Here is a 24,595-nt window from a genome sequence, read left to right as displayed (position 1 = left end):
GTGGTGATAGCTGTCGCTTCAGATACTGGTCATCACATACTTTTTTGACGTTTATGATGGATAATGCCGGGATACAGAGAGACCCGACTCTTTTAATCTTTCAAGGAGCAAAGAATGCTGATTCTGACTCGTCGAGTTGGTGAGACCCTCATGATAGGGGATGAGGTCACTGTGACTGTTTTAGGCGTTAAGGGCAACCAGGTACGTATTGGGGTCAATGCTCCTAAAGAAGTGTCCGTTCACCGTGAAGAAATCTACCAGCGTATCCAGGCTGAAAAATCCCAGCAGTCCAGCTATTGATATTATCGCGTCTCGCCCCCCGGCGAGGCGCGGTTCATTCCCGCTATTTTCCTCCTCTTTCGTGACACTATCATTTCCTTTTAATTTCCCTGTGCACCCGCACGTGCAAATTCTTTGGCTATTCTGCGCTTTTTTATCGCCATGGGGCTGAACCGCCTCCGCCAGCTACAGCGGCCGCGCCTGCTAAAATCTGCTGATAAAACATCCTTTTTGCGCTTTTTGCAGCCTAATTGTCTGCGAAGTGTGCAATCGATTCAGGGCTGGGAAAAATTGTTTGACTTATAAGTCCCAGAAAGTAATATGTGCGCCACGCAGCGACGATGAGCAGAAACAAGTTCTTCGAAGCACTCGTAAGAGGCGTGTGGTGAGGTGGCCGAGAGGCTGAAGGCGCTCCCCTGCTAAGGGAGTATGCGGTCAAAAGCTGCATCCGGGGTTCGAATCCCCGCCTCACCGCCATTTTGCATCCGTAGCTCAGCTGGATAGAGTACTCGGCTACGAACCGAGCGGTCGGAGGTTCGAATCCTCCCGGATGCACCATTCTCCTCTGGTTGTTTCAGTAACAATCAGCGCAGTAAAGCAATACCTGATGCATCCGTAGCTCAGCTGGATAGAGTACTCGGCTACGAACCGAGCGGTCGGAGGTTCGAATCCTCCCGGATGCACCATCTCTTTTGATTGTTTCAGTAACAGTCAATGCAGTACCTTAGTAATTCCCGATGCATCCGTAGCTCAGCTGGATAGAGTACTCGGCTACGAACCGAGCGGTCGGAGGTTCGAATCCTCCCGGATGCACCATCTCTTTGATTGTTTCAGTAACAATCAGCGCAGTACAGCAATTCCCGATGCATCCGTAGCTCAGCTGGATAGAGTACTCGGCTACGAACCGAGCGGTCGGAGGTTCGAATCCTCCCGGATGCACCATACTTCCCCGGTCTTTCAGCAACAGCGATTCATCAAAGAATCTGCAATGCTGTTACAAGCACCAGGGAGGATAACGTTGCTTTAGCAACGGCCCGCAGGGCAAGGCGCAGCCGAGTAATCCTCCCGGATGCACCATTCTTCGTACCTCCTCCCAAATCTAAAAATTCCCAATATTCTCCTTGCGCTGCCAGCGACAAAAATCCTTGTTTACGTTACAGTATCCTTCTGTTATCCGGTTGTGAGAACGCGATGTACGAACGTTACAGTGGACTAATTTTTGATATGGATGGCACCATCCTGGATACTGAACCTACGCACCGTAAAGCCTGGGATGACGTCCTTGGGCGCTATGGTCTGCGCTATGATTTGCAGGCGATGATTGCCCTTAACGGCTCACCGACCTGGCGTATCGCGCAATCTGTTATCGAATACAATCAGGCCGATCTTGATCCACATCTGCTGGCGCAGGAAAAAACCGCCGCCGTGAAGTCTATGTTGCTCGATGGCGTGCGTCCGTTGCCGCTGGTAGAAGTGGTGAAAGCGTGGCACGGTCGTCGCCCGATGTCCGTCGGCACCGGCAGCGAAAGCGCCATTGCCGAAGCGCTGCTTGCGCATCTGGGCCTGCGCCACTATTTCACCGCCGTGGTCGCCGCCGATCATGTGACTCACCATAAACCCGCCCCCGATACCTTTTTACGCTGCGCCGAGCTGATGGGCGTGCCGCCCGCCGAGTGCGTGGTGTTTGAAGACGCGGATTTCGGCCTTCAGGCGGCACGCGCAGCTGGCATGGACGTCGTGGACGTGCGCGTATTGTGAGTGACGGCCTGTCACTCTTCTCATTGTTTGCCGGCAGTTTTCTCAGCGCCACGTTATTACCGGGCAATTCTGAGGTGCTGCTGGTCGCCTTACTTCTTTCTGGCGTGAGTCAGCCCTGGCTGCTGGTATTAATAGCAACAATGGGTAATAGCCTTGGAGGGCTGACTAACGTTATCCTTGGTCGCTTCTTTCCGCTGCGTAAAACATCACGCTGGCAGGAAAAAGCCACAGGTTTTCTCAATCGTTATGGCGCAGCCGCGCTATTATTGAGCTGGATGCCTGTTATTGGTGATTTGCTGTGCCTGCTGGCGGGATGGATGCGCATCTCGTGGGGGCCAGTTCTCTTTTTTTTATGCCTTGGCAAGGCGTTGCGCTATGTTGTTGTGGCATTCGCAACGCTTCAGGGCATGACGTGGTGGCACTAATTGCATTGCTGGCCTTAAATCGTCAACCATTACAATTATGCTGTGTAGAAATGATTTCGACAGGCGGGAGGTCAATTTGATCCCGGACGTATCACAGGCGCTGTCCTGGCTGGAAAACCACCCTCAGGCTTTGAAGGGGATCCAGCGCGGGCTGGAGCGCGAAACGCTGCGCGTTAATGCAGATGGCAGTCTGGCGACTACCGGACATCCGGAGCAGCTCGGTTCAGCGCTGACACATAAATGGATCACGACCGATTTCGCGGAAGCGCTGCTGGAGTTTATTACTCCGGTCGACGGCGATATTGATCATATGCTGACGATCATGCGCGATGTGCATCGCTATACCGTGCGTCAGCTGGGCGACGAGCGGTTATGGCCGCTGAGTATGCCCTGTTACATCGAGAACGGTCAGGACATTGAGCTGGCGCAGTACGGCTCCTCAAATATTGGTCGCCTGAAGACGCTTTACCGTGAAGGGTTGAAAAACCGTTACGGCGCGCTGATGCAGACCATTTCCGGCGTGCACTATAACTTCTCACTGCCGATGGCCTTCTGGCAGGCAAAATGCGGTGAAACGGATAAAGAAGCGATCTCGGCAGGGTATTTCCGTCTGATCCGCAACTACTACCGTTTCGGCTGGGTGATCCCGTACCTGTTTGGCGCGTCGCCGGCGATTTGCCCGTCGTTCCTGCAGGGCAAGCCGACCTCGCTGCCGTTCGAGAAAACGGAAAACGGCATGTATTATCTGCCGTATGCCACCTCGCTGCGTTTAAGCGACCTTGGCTACACCAATAAGTCGCAGAGCAACCTCGGCATCACCTTTAACGAGCTGAACGAGTACGTGGCGGCGCTGAAGCGGGCGATTAAAACCCCGTCTGAAGAATACGCGAAGCTGGGCCTGACGAAAGACGGCAAGCATCTGCAAATCAACACCAATATCCTGCAGATTGAAAACGAGCTGTACGCGCCTATCCGTCCGAAACGCGTAACGCGCAGCGGCGAAACGCCGTCGGATGCGTTACTGCGCGGCGGCATTGAGTACATTGAAGTGCGCTCGCTGGATATCAACCCGTTCTCACCGATTGGCGTTGATGAGCAGCAGGTACGCTTCCTCGACCTGTTTATGGTCTGGTGCGCGCTGGCGGATGCGCCGGAGATGAGCAGCGACGAACTGCTGTGCACGCGCACCAACTGGAACCGCGTGATCCTTGAAGGGCGTAAGCCTGGCCTGACGCTGGGTATCGGCTGTGAAACGGCACAATATCCGCTGGCGAAAGTGGGCAAAGATCTATTCCAGGATCTGAAACGCGTTGCGCAAACTCTCGATGGTATTGACGGCGGTGATGCGTATGCGAAAGTATGTGATGAACTGGTGGCCAGCTTTGACGATCCTGAACTGACTTTCTCGGCGCGCATTTTACGCTCGATGATTGATAACGGGATTGGCGGCACCGGCAAATCACTGGCGGCGCAATATCGCGATATGCTGCGTGAAGAACCGCTGGAAATTCTGAAAGAAGAAGATTTCAGCAAAGAGCACGATGCGTCATGGGCGCGGCAGCGGGAAGTGGAAGCGGCGGATACCGAGTCGTTTGAAGAGCTGCTGGCAAGACACGCCTGACAGAAAAGAAAAAGGCCACATTTCTGTGGCCAAATATTCATCTCTGAAAACAGGGATGATGATAACAAATGCGCGTCTTTCATATATTCAGACTCGCGGTTGTTCGAAGAGTTCAGTTTATTTTTAAAAAAATCACTCCGGAGGTGACAAGATGCCATTGTTGGATAGCTTCACAGTCGATCATACCCGTATGGAAGCGCCTGCTGTGCGCGTTGCCAAGACCATGAACACGCCGCATGGCGACACCATTACCGTTTTCGATCTGCGTTTCTGCATTCCGAACCAGGAAGTGATGCCGGAAAAGGGCATTCATACGCTTGAGCACCTGTTCGCCGGTTTCATGCGCGATCACCTGAACGGCAACGGCGTTGAGATCATCGACATTTCCCCGATGGGCTGCCGCACCGGTTTCTATATGAGCCTGATCGGTACGCCGGACGAGCAGCGTGTGGCGGATGCCTGGAAAGCGGCGATGGCGGACGTGCTGAAGGTTAAAGAGCAGAACCAGATCCCGGAACTGAACGTCTACCAGTGCGGCACCTATCAGATGCACTCGCTGGACGAAGCGCAGGAGATCGCGCGTCATATTCTGGATCGCGACGTGCGTGTGAACAGCAACGACGAACTGGCGCTGCCGAAAGAAAAACTGCAGGAACTGCACATCTAGTTTCGGTCAGTGAGGTATAAAAAAAGCCAGTTCAGTGAACTGGCTTTTTTATTTGCCGGGGTTGCCGGGTGGCGCGTTGCTTACCCGGCCTACGGGGCGAAGGGGTTGCCGGGTGGCGCTTCGCTTACCCGGCCTACGGTGCTGTATTATGTAGGCCCGGCAAGCAACGCGCCGCCGGGCAAAACAACACAATATCAATGCGCGCCGCCACCGCCACCCGCGCCGAACGGCGGTCTGGCGAACCACACCAGCCCCAGCAGCAGAAGGAAGATCCCGGCGGAGATCCAGAAAATCTCATTCGCCGAAATGATCAGCCCCTGATTGGTGATCTGCTGGGCGATCCACCCGGACGCCTGCTGCTGCGACATGCCCATTCCCTCAAGCTGCCCGTAGATTTGCTCAGTATTCGCGTTATAAGGATTCACCGACTCGGTCAGCTGCGCATGATGCATCGACTCACGGCTGGTCCATAGCGTCGTGGTAATCGACGTACCAATCGAGCCTGCCAGCGTTCGCGTAAAGTTCGACAGACTCGACGCCGCCGCCAGCCGTTCAGGCGGCAGACCGGAGAGCGTAATGGTCGTCAGCGGCATAAAGAAGCAGGCGACCGCGAAGCCCTGAATAAACTGCGGCCACGCAGACGCGCCAAAGTCCATGCCAGGCTCAAAGGTATACGCGCGCCAGTAGAAGCACACCGCATACATAATGAAGCTGAAGGTCACCAGACGACGCATATCCAGCTTATGGGCAAAACGGCCGATAATCGGCGACAGGATCACCGGGATAATGCCGACCGGCGCGGACGCCAGCCCCGCCCAGGTTGCCGTGTAGCCGTATACCTCCTGCAACAGCTGCGGCAGCAACACAATAGCACCGAAGTAGAGCATATAGGCAAGGCTGATACACAGACAGCCGATGGTAAAGTTGCGCGACTTGAACAGCGATAGATCGACAATCGGATGGTCATCCGTCAGCTCCCAGACAATCAGGAAGGAGAGAGAGACCACCGCAACCACCGTCAGCACGATAATCTCGGTCGAGTTGAACCAGTCCAGCTCTTTACCCTGGTCGAGCATCACCTGCAGGCTGCCGATGCCGACGATCAGCAATGCCAGCCCGACGCCATCAATGCGCCGCTGCTCGGTACGGGTTTCGCGTCCGCGCAGCGCCTGCGCCGCCATCAGCACCACCACCAGACCAATGGGCACGTTGATAAAGAAGATCCAGCCCCAGTGATAGTTATCGCTGATATAGCCGCCGAGGATCGGCCCGCAAATCGGTGCGACGATCACCGTCATCGACCAGAGCGCCAGCGCCACCGAACGTTTGGCGGGCGGGTAGTTGCTCAGTAACAGACTCTGCGACAGCGGGATAAGGGGACCTGCGACAATACCCTGGATCACGCGGAAGAAAATCAGCATGTTCAGGCTGCTCGACACCCCGCACGCCCAGGAGGCGATAGCAAAGGCGACGGTGGACCATAAAAAGAGTCGCACCTCGCCGACGCGCTTCGCCAGCCAGCCGGTGATCGGGATGGAGATGGCATTCGCCACGCCAAACGAGGTGATGACCCAGGTGCCCTGGCTCAGTGACGCGCCCAGGTTACCGGCGATGGTCGGGATCGCCACGTTCGCAATGGTGGAGTCCAGCACCTGCATGAAGGTCGCAAGGGACAGCGCAATGGTCATAATGACCAGTTGCGCGCCCTCCAGCGGTTTACGCTGCTGCATAGCACTCACCTCAGGATTAACCCGCGTTGGCCTGAACGATGTTATTGATCAGGGTATTCACCGGCTCCAGGCTGATTTCCCGCGCATTACTTTCATACGCTGGCGTACTGCGCGCCTGGCTTGCCAGCACCTGGCCGTCGCGGTTGGTGGTATCCACCGTCACCAGCGAAGAAAGGCCAATGCGCAGCGGGTGATCGGCGAGTTGTTTCGCATCCAGCTCAATACGTACCGGCAGACGCTGAACCACTTTGATCCAGTTGCCGGTGGCGTTTTGCGCGGGCAGCAGCGAGAAGGCGCTGCCGGTACCCATATCCAGACCGACCACTTTACCGGTGTACTTCACGTCATCGCCGTAGAAATCGCTGATCACCGTTGCCGTCTGACCAATGCGCATATGCGCCAGCTGCGTCTCTTTAAAGTTCGCGTCCACCCACAGACCCGTTGCCGGGACCACGGCCATCAGCGCGGTGGTCGGGCTGATTTGCGCGCCAGGCTGTACCGCACGGCGGGAAACATAGCCGGAAATCGGGCTGACGATTTTGGTACGTTGCAGCGCAAGCCAGGCGTTACGCACTTCGGTGGCGGCCTGTTGCACCGCCGGCTGATCTTCAAGGCGGGTGCCGAGGATCATCGCCTGGTTAGCATTATATTGCTGCACTGCCACATCAAGCTGCGCCTGCGCGCTGGCCACCGCATCGCGGGAGTGTTGCAGCTCTTCGCGGCCAATCAGGTTGGCGCTGCCCAGCGGTACACGACGATTCAAATCGCTCTGCGCCTGGGCGAGGGCGGTTTTTTTCACTTCGATGTTAGCCTGATACTGACGGCTGTTGATCATCAGCTGGCGGGTCTGACGCACGCTGGAAGCCAGCTGCGTCTGCGCTTTTTCAAATGCCTGCTGGGCATCCGTCGGATCAAGGGTGACCAGCACGTCGCCCTGTTTTACATAATCGGTGTTGTCATGCCAGACTTTCGTCACGCTCCCCGACACCTGCGCCATAATCTGCACCTGGTTGCCAGCCACATACGCATCGTCGGTTTCTTCGACGTGACGCAGTACCATGAACCAGTAAATCCCGTATGCCACAGCAATAATAATAAAGAGCAAGGTCAGAAGAAGCAGGGCACCTTTACGTTTGCCTTTCTTCCTGACCGGTTGCTGCGGGGTTTGAGTCTCCGCATTTGCGCTCATGTGTGTTCTCCACGATCTTTTTATATATTCGGCAACGCCGACCTGTTCACCAAAAAGCCAGCATTAAAAATGCTGGCCTGGCGGATTTCTTATTTAATCAGGATGTCAGAGCTAATCGTCGCGTTAGCGCAGCGCCTCAAGAATGACGTCTTCTTCGTCCATCTGGTCGAGGCGGTTCAGTAGCTTACGGGTGATTTGCTCAAGCTGTTCTTTCTCGGCGGGGCTCAGAGAAGACCAGAGCAGGTGCAGACAGTTATGCTGCGGGGGTAAAACCTGACGCAAAAATTCGTGACCTTTTTCGGTCAATTGCAGATGCAGACAACGACGGTCGTTGTCGCTCTCACGGCGTTCGATCCAGCCGCGTTTTTCCAGTTCATCGGCAATACGGGTGGCATTGGTGCGCGACGAACCCAGCGCACAGCTCAGCTCGGAAGGCTGAATGCTATGATTTTCCTGCGACTCAAGGGTAATTAACGCCATGAACAACGTTTCGTTGATCCCCTGCGCTTTCAGCATTTTGTTGCGGTTATCCAGCAGTTTGCCCTGCATATGCATACACAAACGCGTCAGCAGAATTTCCTGAAACGGAAAATCTTCATAACGACTGGCACGGAACTTCAGCATTTGCTCAATGGGCGTGAACGAACTTTCCATCTCAATATGACCTCATTAATTACAGCCGATATAGTAACGGCGGTGACAAATAATGTAAATGTATTATTTTCCTTAAGTGATTAGTTTTAAGAATGGTTTCAGCCCTGCTGAAGCCGATCCTGACGGTGATAGCCCAGCCACCAGACCAGCAGATTCAACAGCGCCATCACGCTGCCTGCCACACAGACGCCCGCCCAGCCCGCATGCTGCCATGCTGATGCAGAAATCAGCGAGCCTGCCGCGCCGCCGATAAAGTAGCTGGTCATATAGCCCGCCGTCAGACGGTTACGCGCGTCCGGCTTCACCAGATAGATCACCGTCTGGTTGGTGATATGCACGCCCTGTACGGTCAGATCCAGCACCAGGATACCGATGATCAACGCAATGGCAGAAGTATGACCAAACCAGATCGCCACCCAGGAGAGCAGCAGCAACAGTAAACCGGTGGTGGTGGTGATATGCGCCTTGCCTTTATCCGCCATGCCGCCGGCAGGCCGCGCGCCCAGCGCGCCCGCCGCCCCGGCCAGGCCAAACAAACCGATCACGCCTTCGGAGTAATTAAACGGCGGCGCGGCCAGCAGAAACGCCATTGAGGTCCAGAGAATGCTGAAATTGGCGAAGGTCAGACAGCCGAGCACCGCGCGGGTACGCAGCAGCGAGTCGCGGGTGAAGAGGGAAAATATTGAGCCGAGAAGCTGGAAATAGTTGAGATGGTTGTCCTGCTTCACTTTCGGCAGCCCGCGCCACAGCGCCAGCGCCATCACCAGCATTAACGCGCTCGCCACCCAGTAGACGGTGCGCCAGCCGCCAAGTCCCGCCAGCAGGCCGGAAACCGTACGCGCCAGCAAAATGCCCAGCAGCAACCCGCTCATGATAGTACCCACCACTTTGCCACGTTTTTCCGGCGAGGCGAGGGTGGCGGCCAGCGGCACAAGGATTTGCGCCACCACCGAGAACAGCCCGGTCAGCGCCGTGCCGAAGATCATCATCCCCGCCGAATGGCTGGTGGCGGTGATCAGCAGGCCGCAGGTGGAGAGCAGCGTCATCAGCACAATCAGCGTCCGGCGTTCAAACATATCGCCGAGCGGCACCAGAAACATCAGGCCGACGGCATAGCCGAGCTGCGCGGCGGTGACGATAAATCCGGCCTGGTTGGGGGTGAGGGAAAAGGCGCGGGCGATGGTATCAAGCAGCGGTTGCGCATAGTAGTTGCTGGCGACGGCGAGACCGGTCGCGACGGACATCAGCACGATCAGAGCCGGGCTGAGGGTGTGGGTGGAATTTTTCATTATTATTGAAGTCGTTAGTTGAGTGGTTTTCTTGCCAGAATTCAATGATAACGAATTGGGGGATTGTTGGGGAATTGTTACGTGTCCGAACGTGCGGTTAAAGATGCCCCTCTCACAGCAGGAGAGGGGTACCTGAATATTACTTCTGCGCTGCCAGCGCTGCTTTCACCCAGCCGTCAAACTGCTGCTGGTGGGCTTTGATCCAGCCATCGACATGACCGTTAATATCGGCTTCTGAGGCTTTACCGGCATGCATCATCGCGTTCTGCGCGTTAATGTCAGCCAGCGGCAGTTTCATCACCGAGAACAGCTTCGCCGCCGCCGGGTTTTTTTCCGCCCAGGCTTTGTTCGCCACAATGTGCATCGTGTTAACCGGGAAGCCGTAGTTCATGCCGTTCGGCAGTTTAGTATCAATATCTTTCTGCTCGCCCGGCAGGGAGGAGAACGGCACCTGCAACCACACCACGTCTTTACCTGGTTTCAGGACGTCGCTCACCCAGTAAGGGGTCCAGGTGTAATAGAGCACCGGCTTGCCTTCTTTAAAGCGCGCAATGGTATCCGCCATCATCGCCGAGTAGTTACCGTGGTTCACGGTCACGGTATCCGTCAGCTTATAGGCCTCGTTCTGGTGGTTGATCACCGCCTCGCAGCCCCAGCCTGGCGTGCAGCCCATCATGTCGGCTTTACCGTCGCCATTGCTGTCGAACAGCTTCGCGATCTTCGGATCTTTCAGCTGCTCAATATTGGTGATGTGATATTTTTCAGCGGTTTTTTTGTCGATCAGATACCCCTGGGCCGCGCCGGTAACAAACACCCCTTCGCGGTAAAACTTCTTATCGCCGCCCGCTGCGGCATACATATCGTCATGCAGCGGCTGCCAGTTAACGGCGGTAAAGGTGGCATCACCGGAGGCAATGGAGGTATAGCCAACGTTGTAATCCACTTCGCTCGGCTTATTCACGGTGTAGCCGAGCTTTTCCAGCGCGCGGCTGACCAGCTGTGTCTGGAAACTTTCTTCTGAGATGGTGCTCTGGATCGGTTGTACGGTAATGCCTTTACCCGGCAGATCGGCGGCGAAAGCGCTGGTGGAGATAAGGCTGGCAAACGCTGTGGCAATGATTACATTCTGTCGCATCGTTGTTCCTCAAGCTAAACATTAGTCAGGCCCGGCAGGCGCAGCGCCGCCGGGCAACAGGATCACTTACTGAACGGACGGGTCAGCAGACCCAGCGGGCCGGTCTGATACCAGCGGCGGTTGCCACGACTGCGGGAGTCGCGACCCACGGCCTGGGTCAGACGGTCAAGGATAATGGCGAGGATGACGATCCCGACGCCGCCCACGGTGGCCAGGCCCATATCAAGACGACCGATACCGCGCAGCACCATCTGACCCAACCCGCCAACGGCGATCATCGAGGCGATCACCACCATGGAAAGGGCCAGCATCAGCGTCTGGTTCACGCCCGCCATAATGGTAGGCATCGCCAGCGGTAGCTGAACCTTAAACAGCATCTGCCGCGGGCTGGCGCCGAAAGAGCGCGAGGCTTCGATCAGATCTGCCGGCACCTGGTTAATGCCGAGGATCGTCAGACGCACAATCGGCGGCAGGGCGAAGATAATCGTCACCACCACGCCGGGCACGTTACCGATACCGAACAGCATGACAATCGGCACCAGATACACGAACGCTGGTGTGGTCTGCATGGCGTCCAGCAGCGGGCGAATAATCTTCGCCGCCCGCTGGCTGCGCGCCAGCCAGATCCCCAGCGGCAGGCCGATGATCATGCAGAACAGCAGCGCGGTCAGCACCAGCGCCAGGGTGATCATCGCCTGCGACCAGGCGCCGATAGCGCCGATAGCGACTAATGAAATCAGCGTCGCCACGCCCATGCTGAGGCTCGACATCTGCCAGGCGATCAGCGCGAAAATAACAATCGCCACCGGCGCAGGCATACCCAGCAGCAATTGCTGGAAGGCGCTGAGGATATAATCCACCGGCACGCGAATGCCCTGGAACAGCGGGCGGAAATGCACCACCACCCAGTCGATACCCTGCGTCACCCAGCTGTCGAGCGGGATCAGCGTTTTATGGAAGGGATCCATAATATTGAAATGCTCCGGCGCAGGCGGCGCGCTGGAAAGCCAGTCAGTACCGCCGCCATCGGCTGGCGCCCCTGACGGGCTGCCCCATGCATCTGCGGACTGTGCGGCGCTGTCGGCAGCCGGTTCGCTGCCCCACGGATTAGATTGATCAGCCATTGTTCACCCCATCGCGATCTAAAGCCCTGAGCAGCGCACCTTTGGAGATGCTGCCCATATACTGTTGCTCCTCACCCACTACCGGTACGGCGCAGGGCGCCTGTCCGACAAGGGAGAGCAGTTCGCTGAGCGGCGTTTCGGCTTCCACCGCAGCGGGGGACTCCAGTAACGCCGCATCGATACCCAGATTCTGGCCCAGCGCCGTTTTCAGGGAATCAACAGAGACAATGCCGACAAATTTATTTCCGCGCTCGATGACGTAACCATAATCACGATCTTCATCCTGCAATAATTTCAGCGCCGAGCGCGGGCCGAAACCAGGCGTTTTACGGATCAGACCCGCCTGAGTACGACGGGCAATATCTTTGGCGCTGAACACCTGACTAATATCCACGCCGCGGAAGAAGGTGCGGACATAATCATTGGCCGGATTATTGAGAATTTCATCGGGCGTACCGACCTGCACCACTTTGCCATTTTGCATAATGGCAATGCGATCGCCGATACGCATGGCTTCATCCAGATCGTGGGAAATAAAGACAATGGTACGCTGATGTTTCGCCTGTAATTTTACCAGCTCATCCTGCATTTCCGTGCGGATAAGCGGATCGAGCGCTGAAAAGGCCTCGTCCATTAATAAAATATCAGGATTAATGGCTAATGCGCGTGCCAGACCGACACGCTGACGCATACCGCCAGAGAGTTCATCCGGGTAAGAATGGGCATAATTTTCCAGCCCCACCTGACGCAACGCGTCCAGCGCTTTGGTCTGGCGTTCAGCGGCGGGCACGCCCGCTAATTCCATACCGAAGGCGGTATTATCCAGCACCGTCATATGAGGCATCAGCGCAAATGACTGGAAGACCATCGCGATCTTTTTCCTGCGCACCTCGCGGAGTGCGGCGTCTGATATTTTGGCGATGTCTTCGCCGTCAATCAGCACCTGCCCGCGGGTGGGTTCAATCAGGCGATTGAGAAGGCGAACCATGGTCGATTTACCTGAACCAGATAATCCCATGATGACGAAAATCTCGCCTTCTTCAATGGCCAGACTGGCGTCAATGACGCCAAGCGATAGCCCTGTTTTTTCCAGTATCTGTTCTTTCGAAAATCCTTTTTCGATATATTTGAAAGCTCGCTGTGGATGCTCACCAAATATTTTATAGAGATTTTTAATTTCGAGTTTAATTGCCATGCAATAAATGAGTTCCCGTTATTTATTTATATCAATACAGTTCCTGATGGAAATAATGAGCGGGCTATACCCTAACATACTCAGATTCTGTGACAACCCTCAAATGCCAGCTGGCACGGAAATTGCCGAAGCGCATCTGGCGGCATTTCCCATGATATAAGGGCTGAGAGCGAGTCTTACAAAGTGATATTTTTTTTGAAAAGCACGTGAAATGGCAGCTGAAACGGGAAGCTTCAGGTGAAAGGAATTAGTTGGGAGCAGTGTAGTTCACAGGGAAATATTCGTGTGATGAAAACGGAAATATTATGAAATATCCATCCGGGAAATACGGAAATATTTCCCGGAGAGGGGAGGATTAAAAATCCCAGTCTTCGTCGGTGGTTTCCACCGCTTTACCCATCACATAAGACGAGCCTGAACCGGAGAAAAAGTCATGGTTTTCATCGCCGTTGGGCGACAGCGCCGCAAGGATCGCCGGATTCACATCAGCCATTTCCGGCGGGAACAATGCTTCATAGCCGAGGTTCATCAGCGCCTTGTTAGCGTTGTAACAAAGGAAAGCCTGCACATCCGCTTCAAGGCCGGTGCCGCCGTATAAATCCGCGGTATAGGCCAGCTCGTTGTCGTAGAGATCCATCAGCAGATCCAGCGCAAAAAGCTTTAACGACTCGCGCTCTGTTTCGTCGACTTTTTCGAGGCCCTTCTGGTATTTATAACCGATGTAATAACCGTGTACCGCTTCGTCACGGATAATCAGCCGGATAAGATCGGCGGTATTGGTCAGCTTGCCGCGGCTGGAAAAATACATCGGCAGCCAGAAGCCGGAATAAAACAGGAAGGATTCCAGAAAGACGCTGGCGATTTTCTTTTTCAGCGGCGCATCGGCGGCGTACTGCTCGAGGATCAGCTGCGCTTTGCGTTGCAGCGGCGCGTTTTCCTCGCTCCAGGCATAGGCGGCATCCACATCTTTGGTCTGACACAGCGTCGAGAAAATCGAGCTGTAAGAGCGGGCATGTACCGCCTCCATAAAGCTGACGTTCGACAACACCGCCTCTTCATGGGGCGTCAGCGCATCGGCCATCAGCGCGGGCGCGCCCACGGTATTCTGGATGGTGTCGAGCAGCGTCAGGCCGGTGAACACGCGGATGGTAAGCTGCTGCTCGGCCTGGCTCAGCGTCTGCCAGGCGGGGATGTCGTTAGACAGCGGCACTTTCTCCGGCAGCCAGAAATTGCTGGTCAGGCGGTTCCACACTTCCAGATCTTTATCGTCCTGGATCTTGTTCCAGTTAACCGCACTGACGCGGGATAAACGGCTCATCCTTTTCTCCTTACAGCGCGCATGACACGCAGCCTTCAATTTCGGTGCCTTCCAGCGCCAACTGGCGCAGGCGGATGTAATACAGCGTCTTGATGCCTTTCTTCCACGCATAAATCTGCGCGCGGTTGATGTCGCGCGTGGTGGCGGTATCCGGGAAGAACAGCGTCAGCGACAGCCCCTGATCGACATGGCGCGTGGCGGCGGCGTAGGTATCAATAATTTTTTCCGGCCCGATCTCATAGGCATCCTGATACATCGCCAGATTGTCATTGGTCATAAAGGGGGCAGGGTAGTACACGCGCCCGGTTTTACCCTCTTTGCGGATCTCGATTTTCGACACAATCGGGTGAATGCTGGAGGTGGCATGGTTGATATAGGAGATCGATCCGGTCGGCGGCACCGCCTGCAAATTTTGATTGTAGATACCGTGGCGCATCACATCGTCGCGCAACTGCTGCCACATGGCGCGCGTCGGCAGCACAATGCCCGCGCGGGCAAAGAGTGTGCGCACTTTTTCGGTTTTCGGCTGCCACTCTTCTTCCAGATAGGGCGTGAAGTATTCGCCGCTGGCGTAGCGGGAGCGCTCAAATCCGGCAAAACGCTGGCCACGCTCGCGGGCGATCATCATTGAGGTATGCAGCGCGTGCCAGGTGATGGTGTAAAAATAGAGATTGGTGAAATCAATGCCTTCTTCGCTGCCATAGAGTATGCCTTCCCGCGCCAGATAACCGTGCAGGTTCATCTGCCCGAGGCCGATGGCGTGGGATGCGGCATTGCCGTTTTCAATGGATGGCACCGAGCGGATATGGCTCATGTCCGACACCGCCGTCAGACCGCGCACCGCCGTTTCCACCGTGCGGCCAAAATCAGGGGAGTCCATGGTATGGGCGATGTTCAGCGAACCCAGATTGCAGGAGATATCCCGCCCGGTCTGCGCGTAATCCAGGTTTTCATCGTATTCCGACGCGCTGTTGACCTGCAAAATCTCTGAGCACAGATTGCTCATGTTGATGCGCCCGGCAATCGGGTTGGCGCGGTTAACCGTGTCTTCATACATGATGTACGGGTAGCCGGACTCGAACTGGATCTCCGCCAGCAGCTGGAAAAAATCGCGCGCGTTAATGTACGTTTTACGAATGCGATCGTCAGCCACCATCTCGTGATAGTGCTCGCTGATGGCCACATCGCCGAACGGTTTGCCGTAAATACGCGCCACGTCATAAGGGGAAAAGAGCGCCATCTGCGCATTGTCTTTCGCCAGCTGGAAGGTGATATCCGGGATCACCACGCCAAGGGAAAGGGTTTTGATGCGAATTTTTTCGTCAGCGTTTTCCCGTTTGGTATCCAGAAAACGCAGAATATCTGGATGATGAGCGTGCAGGTACACCGCCCCCGCCCCCTGACGCGCGCCGAGCTGATTGGCATAAGAGAACGCATCTTCCAGCATTTTCATCACCGGAATAACGCCGGAGGACTGATTTTCAATGCGCTTGATGGGTGCGCCCGCTTCCCGCAGGTTAGAGAGCAAAAACGCCACGCCGCCGCCGCGTTTGGAGAGTTGCAGCGCGGAATTCACCGCCCGGCCAATCGACTCCATATTGTCTTCGATACGCAGCAGGAAGCAGGAGACCAGCTCACCGCGCTGCATTTTGCCGCAGTTGAGAAAAGTCGGCGTTGCGGGCTGGAAGCGTCCGGCGAGGATCTCCTGCGTCAACTGCTGCGCGAGTTGCTCATCACCCTGCGCCAGCGTCAGCGCCACCATCACCACCCGATCCTCAAAGTGTTCCAGATAGCGTTTGCCGTCGAAGGTTTTCAGCGTGTAGCTGGTGTAATACTTCCAGGCGCCAAGGAAGGTCTGGAAACGAAAACCGCTGGCGTGCGCCTGCGCAAACAGGTCGATCACGAAGGCGCGATCGTAGCGCGCCAGCACACTGTCATCGTAATAGCCCTCTGCCACCAGATAATCCAGGCGACTGTTCTGATCCGCAAAGGTGACGGTGTTGGGCAGCACATGAGCGGTATAGAACGCGTCCACCGCCTGATGATCTTTTTCAAACTGGATGCGGCCCGCTTTATCGTACAGATTCAGCATGGCGTTCAGCGCGTGATAGTCCGTGGAGGCCTGCATTACGCGTTCTGCGGTTGTCGTTGCCAAAATTCGCTCACTCCTTTTCGCACATTTAAGATGTCACGCGGCGTACCCATCAGCTCAAAACGGTACAGATGCGGCACGCTGCATTTTTGCGCGATGACATCCCCCGCACGGCCATAAGCCTCGCCAAAATTGCGGTTACCGGCGGCGATCACGCCGCGGATCAGGGCCCGGTTGTGCGCATCGTTTAAAAAGCGGATCACCTGACGCGGCACCGCGCCTGCGGTTCCGCCGCCGCCGTAGCTCGGCACCACCAGGATATAGGGCTCGTCTACCTGGATGCGCTCACGCTCATTCAGGGGAATACGCACGGCGGGCAGCCCCAGGCGGGTGATAAAGCGGTGCGTATTCTCCGAGCTGCTGGAGAAGTAGACGAGGGTGCTCATGCGCTGGCGACGCGGGGGGCGCTGCCCAGACGGTTAATCATATCCGGGCGAAAGCCGGACCAGCGGGTGTCACCGGCGATCACTACCGGCAACTGGCGGAATCCCAGCGCGCGCAGTTCGTCTGCCGCTTCCGGCACCAGGTCCACATTCACCAAATCGAACGCCACGCCACGGCTTTCCATGGCGCGTTTCGTTGCATGGCACTGCACACAGTCGTTTCGAGTGTAAATAGTAATGCGCATGATTCGTATTTCCATCTAAGATAGCGGGACGACGCGAAAAATCGCGCCGGGTTGTGTGTCACTTGCTTAAGGAAATACTAGATGTAGTTATAAATATTATCAACCACACAATATCCAGGAATTTTTCGATCAATTTCATCCCGCTGAAGAACTCAGCGGGGAAGGGATTTTTGTCGCTAAATTACATGCGCATAGCGATGGCGAGACGGTTAAAGGCATTCATCAGGCTGATGGCGAAGGTCAGATCGCTGATTTCCTGAGCGCTAAAATGTTCCAGCATGGGCTGATAAACATCATCCCCCGCATGGGTCGTGGAGATGTGCGTCAGCGACTCCGCCCAGGCCAGCGCGGCTTTTTCCTTCGCGCTGAAGTGCGGGCTGATATGCCAGCCTGCCAGCGCATCAAGCTTGCTCTGGTCGGTGCCGGTTTTGCGCAGCGCTTTGCTGTGCATCTCCAGACAAAACGCGCAGCCGTTAATCTGCGACACACGTAAATAAACCAGCTCCAGCAGCGGTTTGTCGGTAGCGCTGCGCTCCAGCGCCTGGCTGGTCTGAATGAGGCCGTTATATGCCTCCGGGCTGAGTTCGGAATAGGGCAGGCGTAAATCAGTCATGGTCATCTCCTCGTTTAGATGGCGAGAAGGTAGCACTATAATGGTCTGCACCAGAGAGCCATATTTTAACTAAAAAAGCAGACCATAATGGACGCCCGATACCAGCAAATTGCCCGCCTTCTGAAATCTTCCATCACCTCCGGCGAGCTTGCGCCCGGCGCCCGGCTGCCGTCGAGCCGTACCTTCGCCCGGGAAAACGGCGTGTCGCGCGCCACCGTAGAGCACGCTTATGCCGAGCTGGTGGCGCAGGGCTGGATTGAGCGGCGCGGGCAGGCGGGAAGTTTTGTCAGCGACACCGTGACGCCGGGCAGCGCTTTACCCGTGGCGTCCCTGACGGAGGGGGCAGATAACATTCCGCAGCCGTTTCAGATGGGGTTGCCCGCACTCGATCTCTTTCCGCGCGCTCTCTGGGGGCGACTGATGGGGCGGCGGCTGCGTACCCAGACACGCTTTGATCTGGGGCCGGGCGACGTGGCGGGAGAGCGGCTGTTGCGCCAGGCCATCGTCGATTATCTGCGTTTTTCCCGCAGTATTGACTGTACCCCCGGGCAGATATTTATCACCGCCAGCTACGCGATGTCGATGACGCTGATCCTGCGCACGCTCGCCGCTGCCGGTGATGGCATGTGGGTGGAAGATCCGGGCTTTCCGCTGATCCGCCCGGTGATCGCCCGCGAGCAGGTCAGGCTGTTGCCAGTGCCGGTCGATGAGAACGGCATGAATATCGACGCCGCCCGGGCATTACACCCGCAGGCGCGTTTCGTGTTGCTGACGCCCGCGCATCAGAGCCCGCTCGGCGTGGCGCTGTCGTTGCCGCGCCGTCGGCAGTTGCTGGACTGGGCGGCGCACCGTGAGGCGTGGATCATCGAAGACGATTATGACAGTGAGTTTCGCTATCACGGCAAACCGCTGCCGCCGCTGAAAAGCCTCGACGCCCCGCAGCGGGTGATCTACGCCGGGACCTTCAGTAAATCGCTGTTTCCGGCGATCCGTACCGGCTGGATCGTGGTGCCTGCGCCGCACGTAGCCGCTTTCCGTCGCCAGGCGGCGATGTATCCCTGTACGGTGCCAGGGCTGGTTCAACTGACGCTGGCGGATTTTATCTCGCAGGGTCATTTCTGGCGGCACCTGAAAAACATGCGTCAGCATTACGCCCGGCGGCGTGAATGGCTGGAAAGAGCGCTTGATAAACAGGGTTTTGACGTGGCGGCGCAGCAGGGCGGCATTCAGCTGGTGATCGCGGTTAAGGATGACGATAAGCAACTGGCGGCACGGGCAAATCAGGCCGGGCTGGCGGTGCAGGCATTAAGCGCATGGCAGATAGAGGGGGGCGAAAGAAGGGGGCTTCTGGTCTGTTTTACCAATATTTCATCGACGGAAATGGCGGAACAGCTGGCAGAAAAACTCAGCAAGGCAATACGCCCCGCGAGCGCAACTCACGGGGCTGCAATGGACTAGCGACGCATGCTCAGGAGCGCGCCGAGGAAAATCCCGACCGCTGCCGCAGCACCTACGCTGGACCATGGTTTTTCTTTAACGAACGTATCCGCGCAACCCACTACATCGCAGGCTGCCTGTTTCACACGGGTACGGCCCTGCAGTTTTGCACGGGTTTCTTTTAACAGCGCCTGTGCTTTACGACGTGCGCCATCGGCATCATCCTTCACGTCACTGCCCCAGGACTTCAGTACGCTTTCCAGGCTGTCCGCTAAACGGCTGACATCATCATTGATATCCTGAACGCCTTGATCAACATCTCTGCGGTTCGGTCTGCTAAACATATGATCCTCCCTTGTTTTCGTTGTCATGATCAGTGTAGCGCACAAAATCCACCCTTGAAGCGGATCGCGAGATATCCCGCCCTTTATGGACTTTTCCGAAAGCGCTGCTAATGCTCATTACTGTAAGGTTGCGATGCAGTAAATGATGACGAGGAAAAAATATGTATTTACGACCCGATGAGGTGGCACGCGTTCTTGAGAAAGCGGGATTTACGATGGATGTCGCTACGAATAAAACCTACGGTTACCGTCGCGGCGATAATTATGTGTACGTGAATCGCGAAGCGCGAATGGGACGTACCGCCTTAATTATTCATCCCACGCTTAAAGAGCGCAGTTTGTCCCTTGCGGAGCCCGCCTCGGAGATCAAAATGTGCGATCACTATCAGCATTTCCCGCTCTACCTGGGCGGCGATGCGCAGGAGCATTACGGCATTCCCCACGGATTCAGTTCGCGGATGGCGCTGGAGCGTTTTCTGTCAGGGCTGTTTGGCGAATCGGCATAATGCGGCGACGGGCCTGTGCCTGTCGCCTGCCGTCAGGCTTTCGCCTGGTAGTAATTACTCACTCTGAACAGACGGCGGCAGTAATCCAGGAAGTAGCCGTAGACCGCGCCCATCAGCATCGACACCACGATATTCGAACTTACCGCCGCGGCGATCTGGTGCCAGTCGGCGCCCACCGTCAGCAAAATCGCCACGTAGACCGGTGACTGAAAGGTGACATAGGCCGCGATATCCGCCAGATTTTTCATCCAGCCCGCCGGGGTATAACGACGCGCCAGACGCATAATCGCATCCCGGTACAGGCCGTAGGGCCAGGCAATCAGGATGTTAACCGGGATGGCGACCAGTCTGGACGAGAGCGACTGCTCAAAGCTCATGCCTGAAAGAAATATCTCAATCAGCATGTTCACTACCGAACAGTAGACCACCATGGCAAAGGTGTCGGCCACGGCGTGACGCAGGCGTGACTGCGGAGAGAACATGCTAAAGCTCCTGTGAAAAATATTATCAGGTCGTTCGCCGGTGAAACCAGCGTAATGAAGGGGGATGTTTAGTGTGGATAGAGTATATCGCTACCATGAAACGCACAATTAGCGATTAATTTTTATTTAACGCGCTTTTGTCAATAAAATACTCTGTGAGCGGGCGATTTTTTCGCGCTGCGTTATATTGCGCGGAAGGTCAGAGGAAAGTCTTGATAAACAATAAGTTGAAGGAAATGCGGTGAGCACGCCCACCGCACAGGCAAAAGACGCTGATTAACAGACGCCGAAATCGCCTTCTTCTTTATACGGCGTGACGTCAACCGCTTTCAGGGTAAACTTTTCACCCTGTTCATCGCTGGCACGCACGGCAACGATTTGATCGTCATTCACTTCGATCACTTTCAGTTTTGGGCCGCCCATACGCGGCTGCACCAGATCACCTGCTGAAAACATAATTGCACTCCTTCATGAATAGTATGACTGCGTAAAGCAGAGTAAAAGCATAAGACGAAACTGGCGATACCCGCCACAATGACTACGCTTAAAGAGAAATTGTCTTTTTTTACAATAACCTGGATTTTGCTTGCAAGGGAGTAGTTATGGGTTTCTGGCGTATTGTTATTACCATCATCCTGCCGCCGCTTGGCGTGTTACTCGGGAAAGGCTTAGGCGGAGCCTTTATTCTGAATATTATCCTGACGCTGCTGGGTTATATCCCTGGTCTCATTCATGCGTTCTGGGTGCAGTCGCGCAACTAATCTTTCCGGCGGACAGGGCCTCCTGCCCGCCAGTCCTGCTTAACGCTTAAAAGGTTTCCCAGTTCGCATCACCTGCGGCGGCGGTTGCCACTGCCGGGCGTAGCATGGTTTTCGCTTTCACTACGGGTGTTACCGGGCGACGCAGTTTGTCATTCACCTGAAAGACCGCCACCGCCTGACGCAGTTGATCCGCCTGTTCTTCCAGCGCCGCCGCTGCGGTCGCGGATTCCTGCACCAGCGCGGCGTTCTGCTGCGTGACGCTGTCCATCTGCGATACCGCGAGGCTCACCTGCTCAATACCGCGACTCTGCTCATCCGACGCCGAGGCGATCTCGCCCATGATATCGGTCACTCGCGTAACGGCATTAACGATCTCTTTCATGGTTTCACCCGCTTCGGCCACCTGTGACGAACCGGTATCCACGCGGCTGACGGATTTTTCGATCAGCGCCTTGATCTCTTTGGCGGCGCTGGCGCTGCGGCTGGCCAGCGTACGGACTTCACCCGCCACCACCGCAAATCCGCGACCCTGTTCACCGGCGCGCGCCGCTTCTACCGCCGCGTTAAGCGCCAGGATATTGGTCTGGAAAGCAATACCGTCGATCACGCTGGTGATTTGCACGATCTGCTGTGAACTGTCGGCAATATCGTTCATGGTGCGCACCACATTGGTGACCACCTGGCCACCGCGATCGGCCGTTTCCGAGGCCGTCCGTGCAAGTTGAGCAGCCTGACGGGCGTTATCGGTGTTCTGTTTCACCGTGGCGGTCAGCTGCTCCATGCTGGCGGCGGTTTCTTCCAGCGACGCTGCCTGCTGCTCGGTGCGCGAGGACAGATCGTTATTACCGGAGGAGATCTCTCCCGCGCCGGTGTAGATGGAATCTGAGCTGCTGCGCACCGCGCTGACGGTGGAGACCAGCGACTGTTGCATCTCATGCAGACCCGCAGCTAACTGGCTCATTTCGTTACGCCCGTTCGCATCGATCTGGCGGGTCAGATCGCCCCCGGCAATGGCGCGAATATGCGCCAGCATGTCCTGCAAAGGTTTAAGCAACATGTGTTGCAGGCCCAGCCAGATCACTACAAAGACCGCGATCATCACCAGCAAAATGGTGCCCAGCGTCCACTGCATCTGGGTAAAACTGTGCTGATTCTGCGCGGCTGCGGCTTTCAGCAGGCCATTGTTTTCCGCCCGCCACTGGGCGAACGCGGCTTCCATTTCATCCTGCGCCTGCTGTGCATCAAGATTGCCGTAGGCTTCATAATTATTGGCTTTCAGATACTGGATCGACATCTGCAACACGTCGTGCATCTGACGCCAGTTTTTCTCCATCAGCGCGGCGACCGTCGCATCCTGCCCGCTGATACGTTCAGTACCCTTGTAACTTTCGAAGTAACCTTCTGATTTGCTGAGTGAATCTCCCGCCGTGGTCAGCAGTTTATCGATGGCCGCCAGCGAGGCCGGATCGCGCTGATTTTTCAGAAAACGGATCGCAACGCGGGTCACAGTGACGCGGGTTTTGACAAGGGTGTTCACACTGTCGCTAAGATTTTCCTGCTGTGCGTTCAGTACGCCATATTGTTGAAAGTTGCTGCGATCGTTATCAACCGCAGAATAGAACAACCCACCCGTCACCACCTGCAACATACAGAAAATGGCAAGCGCGAGGATGATCCCGGTGATGACCTTAATATTTTTAAGCATGACAGCCGTCCGTAAGTGATCCGCAAGTGCATAAGGGTTATCGACGACGGCAGGGGGATCTTTATGAACATTTAGTTAACATGTGCATAAAAATTAGCCCCGGTGGTTATAACCGGGGCGGGGGATTATTGACCGGCCTTGCGCAGCTCAACCGCGCGGGCGATAGACGGCTCCAGCAGACGGGCGACGGCGGCGAACACCGGCACGACCACGGAATTGCCAAACTGACGGTAGGCCTGGGTATCGGATACCGGAATGCGGAACGGGCGTCCGCCGGGAGTTTCAAAGCCCATCAGTCGCGCGCATTCCACCGGCGTCAGTCGACGGGGGCGGCGCGCCTGATTCGTTGGATCGGCAAACGCCGTTTCGCCCAGCGCATGATCCCAGCCGCGATCGACGAGGATCTCCGAGCCATCTTTGTGGTAGCGGGCAGACAGGGTGCGGGTCACCACGTCCGGGCGCGTGGGATCCACCAGCCCGAAGCCAAAACCGTTACCCTTCGCCTGGTGCTTTTTGGCGTAGCGGTAGAGAAAATCCCACAGCTTTTCCGACAGCACATACTTGCTGTCCACCACCGGATCCAGCAGCTCGCCGAAGGCCGGTCGCTGCGCCGGATAAAAGCGTTTAATATCGCGCAGGGTAAAGTCGTTGTGAATGTTCAGGTCGCGGCGAAATCCCACCAGCACTATGCGCTCGCGGTGCTGGGGTAAAAAATGTTTGCCGTCGATGATTTTCGGATCGTCCTTGCCGTTCACCGCCGCATCCGCCACTTCATAGCCCAGCTCGTCCAGCGTCTGCATGATCACGCTGAAGGTTTTGCCCTTGTCGTGGCTTTTGAGGTTTTTAACGTTTTCGAGAACAAAAATCGCCGGCTGTTTGGCTTTGATGATGCGCGCCACGTCAAAGAACAGCGTGCCCTGCGCTTCACATTCAAAACCGTGAGCGCGCCCCAGCGCATTCTTCTTGCTGACCCCCGCGAGGCTGAACGGCTGGCAGGGGAAGCCCGCGAGCAGCACATCATGATCGGGAATGGTGCGGTCAATGTGCGCGTAGGCCTGCGCCTCGGTCACCTCCGGGTTATCGCTCAAGGTGACTTCCCGGATGTCGCTGTTAAAGGTGTGCGCCGCGTCGTCGTTATACCAGTTGGCTTTATAGGTGCGCACCGCGTTTTTATTCCACTCGCTGGTGAACACGCACTGGCCGCCGATGGCGTCAAAACCCTGTCTGATGCCGCCGATACCGGCAAATAAATCGATAAAACGAAACGCATAGTCGGGATGATGGGCGGGCGGAGAGGGCAGCATTTTGCGCAATAATGCTTCTTCGCTGGCGGTGAGGGATTTCGGCGCGCACTTGCCGTTCACCCGGCGGTTAAGGGTTTCCCGGCTCCAGTCGTTTTTGCCCAGCTTGCGCAGCTGCTCGGCCACATATTTTTGTCCGTAGATCGCCAGTACCTTATCCAGCAGCGCTCTGTCACGCGCCTGTTGATCCTGCTCTTCCGCCTGCGCCTTCGCCAGCAGATCCTGAGCAATAACATCAAATTCCGACATAGCATCTCCTTGGTTTAATGTGTGAAAATATAT

General features: G+C 56.0%; 25 protein-coding genes and 5 tRNA genes. 13 read left to right on the top strand and 17 right to left on the bottom strand.

What is annotated here, in order from left to right:
• The first annotated feature begins 114 nt into the window (after positions 1-114).
• The 10 genes from csrA (at position 115) to luxS (ending at position 4,750) form a co-directional block, all read left to right on the top strand.
• Positions 115-300: a carbon storage regulator CsrA gene (csrA, locus tag ACQUTD_RS00425; protein ID WP_000906486.1), complete on the top strand. Its 186-nt coding sequence runs from the start codon at positions 115-117 to the stop codon at positions 298-300.
• Positions 301-663: 363 nt separating this feature from the next.
• Positions 664-756, top strand: a tRNA-Ser gene (locus tag ACQUTD_RS00420).
• Positions 757-760: 4 nt separating this feature from the next.
• Positions 761-837, top strand: a tRNA-Arg gene (locus ACQUTD_RS00415).
• Positions 838-888: 51 nt separating this feature from the next.
• A tRNA-Arg gene (locus ACQUTD_RS00410) sits at positions 889-965 on the top strand.
• A 53-nt stretch (positions 966-1,018) separates the two neighbouring features.
• Positions 1,019-1,095, top strand: a tRNA-Arg gene (locus tag ACQUTD_RS00405).
• Positions 1,096-1,144: 49 nt separating this feature from the next.
• Positions 1,145-1,221 (top strand) — tRNA-Arg (locus ACQUTD_RS00400).
• A gap of 249 nt (positions 1,222-1,470) precedes the next feature.
• The gene (gene yqaB / locus ACQUTD_RS00395; RefSeq protein WP_072570040.1) at positions 1,471-2,037 is read left to right on the top strand and encodes a fructose-1-phosphate/6-phosphogluconate phosphatase; all 567 of its coding nucleotides are present in this window, start codon (positions 1,471-1,473) and stop codon (positions 2,035-2,037) included.
• A complete protein-coding gene (locus ACQUTD_RS00390) occupies positions 2,034-2,462 on the top strand; it encodes a YqaA family protein (protein WP_072570041.1) in 429 nt (142 codons plus the stop codon). The genes yqaB and ACQUTD_RS00390 overlap by 4 nt, the downstream gene beginning before the upstream one ends.
• Positions 2,463-2,538: 76 nt before the next feature.
• Positions 2,539-4,083: a glutamate--cysteine ligase gene (gene gshA, locus ACQUTD_RS00385; protein WP_318364528.1), complete on the top strand. Its 1,545-nt coding sequence runs from the start codon at positions 2,539-2,541 to the stop codon at positions 4,081-4,083.
• 151 nt (positions 4,084-4,234) lie between these two features.
• Positions 4,235-4,750: an S-ribosylhomocysteine lyase gene (gene luxS / locus ACQUTD_RS00380; protein ID WP_072570043.1), complete on the top strand. Its 516-nt coding sequence runs from the start codon at positions 4,235-4,237 to the stop codon at positions 4,748-4,750.
• A gap of 194 nt (positions 4,751-4,944) precedes the next feature.
• Here the strand turns inward: luxS and emrB are convergent, their stop codons facing one another.
• The 12 genes from emrB to ACQUTD_RS00320 all read right to left on the bottom strand — a co-directional run bounded on the left by emrB (position 4,945) and on the right by ACQUTD_RS00320 (position 17,777).
• On the bottom strand, positions 4,945-6,480 hold the full coding sequence (emrB, locus tag ACQUTD_RS00375; protein ID WP_072570044.1) for a multidrug efflux MFS transporter permease subunit EmrB: 1,536 nt from the start codon (positions 6,478-6,480) through the stop codon (positions 4,945-4,947).
• 16 nt (positions 6,481-6,496) lie between these two features.
• Positions 6,497-7,669, bottom strand: a complete 1,173-nt coding sequence (gene emrA, locus ACQUTD_RS00370) for a multidrug efflux MFS transporter periplasmic adaptor subunit EmrA (RefSeq protein ID WP_318364526.1) — start codon at positions 7,667-7,669, stop codon at positions 6,497-6,499.
• Between the two features lie 123 nt (positions 7,670-7,792).
• On the bottom strand, positions 7,793-8,323 hold the full coding sequence (mprA, locus tag ACQUTD_RS00365; RefSeq protein ID WP_072570046.1) for a transcriptional repressor MprA: 531 nt from the start codon (positions 8,321-8,323) through the stop codon (positions 7,793-7,795).
• Positions 8,324-8,421: 98 nt separating this feature from the next.
• Positions 8,422-9,612 (bottom strand): MFS transporter, encoded by a 1,191-nt coding sequence (locus ACQUTD_RS00360; RefSeq protein ID WP_318377250.1) that lies wholly within the window; start codon positions 9,610-9,612, stop codon positions 8,422-8,424.
• Positions 9,613-9,751: 139 nt separating this feature from the next.
• Positions 9,752-10,747: a glycine betaine/L-proline ABC transporter substrate-binding protein ProX gene (proX, locus tag ACQUTD_RS00355; protein WP_473276653.1), complete on the bottom strand. Its 996-nt coding sequence runs from the start codon at positions 10,745-10,747 to the stop codon at positions 9,752-9,754.
• Between the two features lie 62 nt (positions 10,748-10,809).
• The gene (gene proW / locus ACQUTD_RS00350; RefSeq protein WP_318364523.1) at positions 10,810-11,871 is read right to left on the bottom strand and encodes a glycine betaine/L-proline ABC transporter permease ProW; all 1,062 of its coding nucleotides are present in this window, start codon (positions 11,869-11,871) and stop codon (positions 10,810-10,812) included.
• Positions 11,864-13,066, bottom strand: a complete 1,203-nt coding sequence (gene proV / locus ACQUTD_RS00345) for a glycine betaine/L-proline ABC transporter ATP-binding protein ProV (RefSeq protein ID WP_318377248.1) — start codon at positions 13,064-13,066, stop codon at positions 11,864-11,866. The genes proW and proV overlap by 8 nt, the downstream gene beginning before the upstream one ends.
• Before the next feature lie 355 nt (positions 13,067-13,421).
• Positions 13,422-14,384 (bottom strand): class 1b ribonucleoside-diphosphate reductase subunit beta, encoded by a 963-nt coding sequence (gene nrdF, locus ACQUTD_RS00340; protein ID WP_473276650.1) that lies wholly within the window; start codon positions 14,382-14,384, stop codon positions 13,422-13,424.
• Positions 14,385-14,394: 10 nt separating this feature from the next.
• The gene (nrdE, locus tag ACQUTD_RS00335; RefSeq protein ID WP_473276648.1) at positions 14,395-16,539 is read right to left on the bottom strand and encodes a class 1b ribonucleoside-diphosphate reductase subunit alpha; all 2,145 of its coding nucleotides are present in this window, start codon (positions 16,537-16,539) and stop codon (positions 14,395-14,397) included.
• The gene (nrdI, locus tag ACQUTD_RS00330) at positions 16,512-16,922 is read right to left on the bottom strand and encodes a class Ib ribonucleoside-diphosphate reductase assembly flavoprotein NrdI (protein ID WP_473276645.1); all 411 of its coding nucleotides are present in this window, start codon (positions 16,920-16,922) and stop codon (positions 16,512-16,514) included. Before nrdI ends, nrdE begins: the two co-directional genes overlap by 28 nt.
• Positions 16,919-17,179 (bottom strand): glutaredoxin-like protein NrdH, encoded by a 261-nt coding sequence (nrdH, locus tag ACQUTD_RS00325; protein WP_318364519.1) that lies wholly within the window; start codon positions 17,177-17,179, stop codon positions 16,919-16,921. Before nrdH ends, nrdI begins: the two co-directional genes overlap by 4 nt.
• A gap of 166 nt (positions 17,180-17,345) precedes the next feature.
• On the bottom strand, positions 17,346-17,777 hold the full coding sequence (locus ACQUTD_RS00320) for a carboxymuconolactone decarboxylase family protein (RefSeq protein WP_321987915.1): 432 nt from the start codon (positions 17,775-17,777) through the stop codon (positions 17,346-17,348).
• 87 nt (positions 17,778-17,864) lie between these two features.
• Here ACQUTD_RS00320 and pdxR point away from each other — a divergent pair, with 87 nt between their 5' ends.
• Positions 17,865-19,235, top strand: a complete 1,371-nt coding sequence (gene pdxR / locus ACQUTD_RS00315; protein WP_473276641.1) for a MocR-like pyridoxine biosynthesis transcription factor PdxR — start codon at positions 17,865-17,867, stop codon at positions 19,233-19,235.
• Here the strand turns inward: pdxR and ACQUTD_RS00310 are convergent.
• Positions 19,232-19,558 (bottom strand): ElaB/YgaM/YqjD family protein, encoded by a 327-nt coding sequence (locus ACQUTD_RS00310; RefSeq protein ID WP_072570057.1) that lies wholly within the window; start codon positions 19,556-19,558, stop codon positions 19,232-19,234. The two genes, pdxR and ACQUTD_RS00310, sit on opposite strands and share 4 nt — an antisense overlap.
• Positions 19,559-19,719: 161 nt before the next feature.
• Between ACQUTD_RS00310 and ACQUTD_RS00305 the strand changes: the two genes are divergently transcribed.
• The gene (locus ACQUTD_RS00305; RefSeq protein ID WP_072570058.1) at positions 19,720-20,064 is read left to right on the top strand and encodes a DUF2002 family protein; all 345 of its coding nucleotides are present in this window, start codon (positions 19,720-19,722) and stop codon (positions 20,062-20,064) included.
• 32 nt (positions 20,065-20,096) lie between these two features.
• Here ACQUTD_RS00305 and alaE read toward each other — a convergent pair whose 3' ends face one another.
• Both alaE and ACQUTD_RS00295 read right to left on the bottom strand, forming a co-directional pair.
• Positions 20,097-20,546 (bottom strand): L-alanine exporter AlaE, encoded by a 450-nt coding sequence (gene alaE / locus ACQUTD_RS00300; protein ID WP_321987913.1) that lies wholly within the window; start codon positions 20,544-20,546, stop codon positions 20,097-20,099.
• 276 nt (positions 20,547-20,822) lie between these two features.
• Complete coding sequence (locus ACQUTD_RS00295) at positions 20,823-21,002, bottom strand: hypothetical protein (protein WP_072570062.1); 180 nt, start codon at positions 21,000-21,002, stop codon at positions 20,823-20,825.
• 146 nt (positions 21,003-21,148) lie between these two features.
• On the opposite strand from ACQUTD_RS00295, the gene ACQUTD_RS00290 reads away from it, so the two are divergent.
• A complete protein-coding gene (locus ACQUTD_RS00290) occupies positions 21,149-21,307 on the top strand; it encodes a YqaE/Pmp3 family membrane protein (protein WP_072570063.1) in 159 nt (52 codons plus the stop codon).
• 46 nt (positions 21,308-21,353) lie between these two features.
• On the opposite strand, the gene tcp is transcribed toward ACQUTD_RS00290, so the two are convergent.
• The gene (tcp, locus tag ACQUTD_RS00285; protein WP_473276633.1) at positions 21,354-23,012 is read right to left on the bottom strand and encodes a methyl-accepting chemotaxis citrate transducer; all 1,659 of its coding nucleotides are present in this window, start codon (positions 23,010-23,012) and stop codon (positions 21,354-21,356) included.
• A gap of 125 nt (positions 23,013-23,137) precedes the next feature.
• Positions 23,138-24,562, bottom strand: coding sequence for a DNA (cytosine-5-)-methyltransferase (locus ACQUTD_RS00280; RefSeq protein ID WP_473276630.1), 1,425 nt, complete (start codon positions 24,560-24,562; stop codon positions 23,138-23,140).
• Between the last annotated feature and the right edge of the window lie 33 nt (positions 24,563-24,595).

It is taken from the genome of Enterobacter sp. K510, assembly GCF_055804875.1.
The sequence above is the reverse complement of the archived record's forward strand: the minus strand, read 5'-3'. Positions and strand labels throughout refer to the sequence as shown.